3 protein-coding genes are annotated in these 2,293 nt (G+C 49.4%); 2 read left to right on the plus strand and 1 reads right to left on the minus strand.

The window, feature by feature from the left end:
- Positions 1-136 precede the first annotated feature (136 nt).
- Positions 137-1,147, minus strand: coding sequence for an ISNCY-like element ISFac3 family transposase (locus tag ACP5PX_RS07875; RefSeq protein ID WP_428085403.1), 1,011 nt, complete (start codon positions 1,145-1,147; stop codon positions 137-139).
- A 47-nt stretch (positions 1,148-1,194) separates the two neighbouring features.
- Between ACP5PX_RS07875 and ACP5PX_RS07880 the strand changes: the two genes are divergently transcribed.
- Entirely contained in the window at positions 1,195-1,416 is a 222-nt protein-coding gene (locus ACP5PX_RS07880) for a DUF2080 family transposase-associated protein (protein WP_428085404.1), read from the plus strand.
- Positions 1,417-1,480: 64 nt separating this feature from the next.
- On the plus strand, positions 1,481-2,293 hold an 813-nt coding region (locus ACP5PX_RS07885; RefSeq protein ID WP_428085405.1), incomplete at its 3' end, for a hypothetical protein.

Here is a 2,293-nt window from a genome sequence, read left to right on the forward strand (position 1 = left end):
CTTGCGATGGCGGAGGCAAAAACTGCAAGGGCGGCGGGCAGAAGTTCTGCTGGCTGGGTCATCTCGCTCTAAATATAAGGGTCGCAGCCATGGCAAAAAAGTTTTTGTAGCCCCGGATGTGGGACAAAATTCCGCGCTACTTGAGCCAGAATAAGTTGTGCCACAGCGCCGCGCAGAAGGCGGCCGTATCAACTCGATCCTCCCTCCTCTGCGCGATCCTCCATCCGAACCTGCGCTTATCCTCCGAGATTCCGCTCTCGGACTGGTTTCTCCGGTAGTACTCGCGAAGGTATCCCTTCGGGTCTTCTACGAACCGCTTCAACATTTGCTTCCACTCCCACGGGCCCCTCACCGTCGCATTGCGCTTCGGGATCAGGTACACAGTCACCTCTCCGAATTTTTCCTTGAAGAGCTTCACGCAGCTCTGGTCGCTGAAGTACTGGTCCAGCCTCACGCTGTCGATGCCCACCGCCTTCGCCATCTCGATCGCCTTCAGAAAAGCGTCCTTTTCGCTTTTGAAGCTCGTTCCATATCCGATGTACATGCGGGTGTCTAGATCCATGAGCGCGAATGAATAGATGAATCCCATCTTTTCTTTCTTCTTCGAGGATTTCTTCGCAGACTTCACCCTGTTCTTGAGCTTCTGCGCTTCCGTCGCGTAGTGCTTTCTCACCGTCAGAGAGTATCCCGTTCCATCGCCGGAGCAGTCCGGGTCGACGACCCTTTTCTTTCTCAGGATGAGCACGTGGAGGTTCTGTAGCGCCAAAAGCACCTCTTCGTCGGAATAAAGGCGCTCTACGGTCTTGTAGCTCACGTCTATACCGGTTAACATGCTGAACGCCATAAGCTGGGTCGACATCTCCCGGTTGCTCCTGTCAAACAGTCGTTTGAGCAGCAGGAGAATCGTTTTTTGCTTTATTGTGAGTTCGGGCTTCCTTCCCCTCCGCTGTGCTTTCACGACCGTGATAGAGCCCGTGGCCTCTTCCACAAGGGGCTCAAGCTCTTCGATCGCCCCCTTTATCCTCACCATCAACCTCTGCTCGTAGGTCCTCCAGTCCCTCTCCCGCTTGGGTACCTCGAGCTTGTACTCCTTCACTATGTCGTCAAGCATCTCCGTCACGGCTCTCACGTGTCTGGTCTTCAGCACCATCGATTCCCCATAGCATATCACCCGAAAGATATTTAAGGCTATCCATGGATAACCTAATTGAGAGATATATGCCCAACGTGAAAACACGGACTCTCGGCGGAAGCCGAGGAAGAAAAATCGAAATACTTGAAGGTCGAATCATCCTAACGGACGAAGTAGAAGTTTTCTACGAGAAGAGGGTCACACCCATAGGAAACAGTGCAAAAGTGGATGCGCCGAGAAGATACATCGGCAAAAGAGCCTACGTGATCATCCTGAAAAAGTAATTATCGAATTTTGTCCCACACCCTCTTGAAATGAAAAATTTTTGGGCCAGCTAATGATTTAACCATGCAGGTGATAAACTCTTTCGAGAATGATGTTATGGAAGCCGAGAAAATGCCAACTTTTACAGGGCGCGTAATTTTTCAGTACTTCTACGATGCAGGGGGAGAGTTAATCCTCGAAAAAGTGCCAAAGGAAAGACTTAACCTGATTGAGCTTCATCGAAAGAAAGCCCGTTTTCTCGCCCCAAAATATGAGGAGATCGGGCTCGAGCCAATTATTGTCGATTTGGGAGCAAAAAAGGTAGACGGGCATAAAATGACCTTTCAGGGAAGAATTTTTCCGATAGGGGTCATAGGAATCTATTCGATCATAGAATTCCGCAACTTAAGTTTTGACGGGCTAATAAAGCTTGTGATGCTCAACGAGCGGAGAGTTAAAATAAAAGGAAAGGAAATGGAGTTCGACGAAGTTCCCCTTGAGCTGTTCAAAGAGTTATCCAAAATAGTTGAGCCGGCTCTTGCCTTCCCATACCCTGCATTTGAGCGGCCCGAAATTTACACATTAATCCTCATAGCGGAATCAGAGCCATCTTTGGGGGCCCAAGATTTTTTGGGCAGATATGCCAAACCAGTGGCGGGGGTGCTGAGAGGGGAAAAGAATTGGAGGTCGCTGGGGGAGAAAGAAGTCAAGGACGCACTTAAACTTTACCTCAGCTACTCGGACGACGATATAGTGCTTGTGGACTGGTACTCAACATTGATGAGTGGGGCGGTAGAGTATACAGACGAACTAGTTCGAATAATAGAGATGGCAAAGATACAGTTGCTTGAGCTAAAAACATATGACAAGATTTTAGGTCAGAGGATAGAGCGCTCC

The sequence above is a fragment of the Hadarchaeum sp. (SeqCode) genome (genome assembly GCF_049969415.1).
In the GTDB taxonomy this organism is placed as follows: domain Archaea; phylum Hadarchaeota; class Hadarchaeia; order Hadarchaeales; family Hadarchaeaceae; genus Hadarchaeum.

Bases quoted from the DNA above. Each gene is read 5' to 3' on its own strand.
- ACP5PX_RS07880 (WP_428085404.1), top strand. From the start codon at position 1,195: ATGGATAACCTAATTGAGAGATATATGCCCAACGTGAAAACACGGACT.